Source organism: Mycobacterium sp. (genome assembly GCF_049585075.1).
In the GTDB taxonomy this organism is placed as follows: Bacteria; Actinomycetota; Actinomycetes; order Mycobacteriales; family Mycobacteriaceae; genus Mycobacterium.
The window spans coordinates 1-3,772 of sequence record NZ_JBAUZA010000485.1; the positions used below are offsets into that span (position 1 = coordinate 1).

Consider the following 3,772-nt stretch of genomic DNA (forward strand, 5'->3'; position numbering starts at 1 on the left):
GACGTGCAGATCCGCGGCGTCCGTCGCCGAGATGTCGGCCAGTTCGCCGCCGACAATCTCGGCGATCTGCGCGACGGTGAGGTCGATCATGGGCTTCGGGCCTCGAGGGCTTCAACTGCGGCGGCGAGCTCGACCCGGTCGTCGAACGGGTAGGTCTGCCCGCCGCGGGTCTGGCCGGTTTCGTGGCCTTTGCCGGTGATCAGGACCACGTCGCCGGGAGCCGCCCAGGCGACGGCGTGTTCGATCGCGGCGCGCCGGTCGCCAATCTCGATCACCGCAGCGGTTCCGCCGGCTTCAGCCGCGCCGGCCAGGATCTCGCGGCGGATTGCCGCCGGATCCTCGCTGCGCGGATTGTCGTCTGTCACGATCACCAGGTCGGCCAGCTCGGCGGCGATGCGCCCCATCGGCCTGCGTTTACCCGGGTCGCGATCGCCGCCGGCCCCGAATACCACAGCCAGCCGGCTGCCCGGGTGGCGCAGAGATTGCAGCACCGCGCCCAACGCGCCCGGCTTATGCGCATAGTCGACCAGCGCGAGGAAGTCCTGGCCGCGGTCGATCTGCTCCAGCCGCCCCGGGACTCGGGTATTCCGCAGACCGGCTGACGCCTGCTCGGGGGAAACCCCGATTGAGTCGAGAATTGCCAGTGCGACAAGGCAATTGGCAATGTTGTATTCGCCCGGCAGTGGGACGCCAACCCGGTGGCGCACACCGGCGGGGTCGACTGCGGTGAACTCCTGCACGCCCGCGTCGGCGGTCACGTCTTCGGCGCGCCAGTCCGCGGCCCGACCCTGTGCGCTGACGGTGATGGCGCCGTCGGCGCGGTGGGCCATCGCGCGACCGGCGTCGTCGTCAACGCACACCACGGCGCGACGCGCGCGCAGCGGTGACGACGGGTCGAACAACCGCGCCTTGGCCTCGAAATAGTCGGCCATAGTCGGATGGAAGTCGAGGTGGTCGCGGGACAGGTTGGTGAACGCCCCGACCGCGAAATGCACACCGTCGACGCGGCCGAGCGTCAGCGCGTGGCTGGACACCTCCATCACCACGGTGTCGACGCCGCGCTCGGCCATCACCGCAAGCAGGGCCTGCAGCGCGGGAGCCTCGGGCGTGGTCAGCGCGCTGGGGACGTCGACGCCGTTGATACGCAGGCCGATCGTGCCGATCAAGCCCACCGCCCGCCCGGCCGCTCGCAGTGCGGCCTCGAGCAGATACGTCGTGGTCGTCTTGCCCGACGTGCCGGTGACGCCGACGACGGCGAGGCGTTCTGACGGACGGCCGTACACGACCGCGGCGAGTTCGCCGAGCACGCCGCGGGGTTCGGGATGAACCAACACCGGCACGGCATGGGATCGCTGGGCCTGGCCGGCGATTTCGGCGACGCCTGCGGCGTCGGTGAGTACCGCGACGGCCCCGGTTTCGATGGCGTCGCCGAGATAGCGGGCACCGTGGGTTGACGAGCCGGACAGCGCGGCAAACAGGTCACCGGGTTGGACGTCTTGTGCTCTCAACGTGACGCCGGTGATCGGCACATCGGGAACCGTGCTGCCCTCGGCGCCCACCGCGCCTACGTGAGCGGCCAGCGTCGACAGCGGCACACCCAGGCCGATGGCCGGGCGAAGCCCGACAGGCACCGTGGCCACCGATACCACCTTCCTCTGCCTTCGCTATGCCGGCGATTGCGGCCAATTTTCAGGGCCGTTTCACCGTCTTGATCGGCCATGACCCTACCGATCCGGAGAATTCCGCCGACGGGGTTCGCGCTTTGGCGGATGACGGCGACCGGTCCGACTCAGCGAATGTGGTCGCTGACCGCACACGACGTCTTCGTGTTGTCGCGCTCGGTCGAGGCAACGGCGATTCCGTCGTTGCCCAGATCCAATGCGTGATGACCAACACTGGTCACCAGTCTGCGCGAGGCCTCCCACCAGCTCGCCGCCAGCCTGATCGTTCTCCGATCAGCAGCAGCGGGTGGCCGGCCGCAAATCACTTAGCGCCTACATGGCTTGCAATGTGAGGGGCGGCCCGGGATCGGGTGAGAGTGGAACGTTTTCGCGCTGCAGCAGCCAGCCCGCGATGTTGTGGAACAACGGGGCCGCCGAGTGGCCCTGCGTGCCGTCCGAGTTGCGCTCCGGGTTGTCCATCATGACCCCGATGACGTAGCGGGGGTCGTCGGTCGTGGCCATACCGGCGAAGGTGATCCAGTAGACGTTGTCGAAGTAGCATCCACACGCCGGGTTGATCTGCTGCGCGGTACCGGTCTTGCCGGAAATCTGGTAACCCTCCACGGCGGCGGCCGGTCCGGTGCCCTGCTGGTAGCCCCTCGGATCGTGCTGCACGACCCCGCGCAGCATGTTGCGCACTGTCCGTGCCGTTTCCGGCGATACCACCCGAATCCCTTCTGGGCGTGGCTCTTCGGTGCGGGCGCCGTCTGGCCCGATGGTCGCCTTGACGATCCGTGGTGGCATCCGCAGCCCGTCGTTGGCGATCGTCTGATACATGCCGACCATTTGCAGCAAAGTCATCGAAAGGCCTTGGCCGATAGGCAGGTTGGAGAATGTGCTGCCCGACCACTGGTCGAGCGGCGGAACCAAGCCGGCGCTCTCACCGGGCAGCCCGATGTTTGTGCGCTGACCCAGCCCGAACTTGCGGAGCATGTCGTAGTAGCGGTCCGGGCCGACGCGCTGGGACAGCATCAGCGTGCCGACGTTGGACGATTTCCCGAACACGCCGGTGGTGGTGTAGGGCGTTACGCCGTGATCCCAGGCGTCGTGCACCGAGACTCCGCCCATGTTGATCGAGCCCGGTACTTGCAGCACCTCGTCGGGATTGCTCAGCCCGTATTCGATTACCGAGGAAGCGGTCACAACCTTGTTCACCGATCCCGGCTCGAACGGTGAAGTGACCGCCAGGTTGCCCATCTGCTTGTTGCCCTGACGCCCAATGTCCTGAGACGGGTCGAAGGTGTTGTCGTTGGTCATCGCCAGCACTTCGCCGGACTTCGCGTCCAGCACCACCGCCGAGACATTGCGTGCCCCAGATAGGTTCTTGGCCTGCTGCACCTGCTGCTGGACGTAGAACTGGATGTCGTCGTCGAGGGTGAGTTGGACAGTGGAACCGTTGACCGCCTTGTGTTGATTGCGGTAGCTGCCCGGTATGACAACGCCATCAGAGCCGCGGTCGTAGGTGATCGAGCCGTCGTTACCGGCGAGCTCGGCGTCCATGGAATCTTCCAGCCCTAGCAAACCGTGGCCGTCCCAATCGATTCCGCCAACGATGTTGGCTGCCAGCGATCCACCGGGGTACTGGCGCAGGTCTTGGCGCTCGGTGCCGACCTCCGGGAACTTGGTGGTGATCGCGGTGGCGATCGCCGGGTCGACGGCGCGGGCCAGATAGACAAACGTCTCGTCGCTTTGCAACTTCTTCAGCAAGGTGGCCTTGTCCGGCTTGTTGTTCAGCCGCTGCGCCACGTCCTTGGCGATGTCTGTCAAACGTTGTTGCGGGTCAGGGGCGTTCGCGTTCTTCTGTTTGGCCTCCGCCAGCTGCTTGTGAATCCGGCGCGGCTGGAAGGTCAACGCGCGAGCCTCGATGGTGAAAGCGAGTTGGTCGTTGTGACGGTCGACGATGCTGCCACGCAACGCTTTTTGGACATCGGTCACCTTCAGCTGTCCGGCGGCCTCCGCGCGTAGCCCGGCCGCTTGCGGCACCTGTAGATAGAACAGCTGGGCGGCCGCCACCGCCAACGCCAAGAAGATGACCGCGTTGCCCGTTCGGT

At 66.6% G+C, this 3,772-nt stretch carries 3 protein-coding genes; all 3 read right to left on the bottom strand.

The genetic code is table 11. The features are described from left to right. Nucleotides 1-90: hypothetical protein (locus tag WB785_RS22805; protein WP_424082081.1), on the bottom strand; the 90-nt coding region annotated here is incomplete at its 3' end. After that, nucleotides 87-1,640, bottom strand: coding sequence for a UDP-N-acetylmuramoyl-L-alanyl-D-glutamate--2,6-diaminopimelate ligase (locus tag WB785_RS22810; RefSeq protein ID WP_424082078.1), 1,554 nt, complete (start codon nt 1,638-1,640; stop codon nt 87-89). The genes WB785_RS22810 and WB785_RS22805, both read right to left, overlap by 4 nt. 354 nt (nt 1,641-1,994) lie before the next feature. Further along, nucleotides 1,995-3,772, bottom strand: a 1,778-nt coding sequence (locus WB785_RS22815; protein ID WP_424082080.1) for a peptidoglycan D,D-transpeptidase FtsI family protein, incomplete at its 5' end; no start/stop codon positions are given.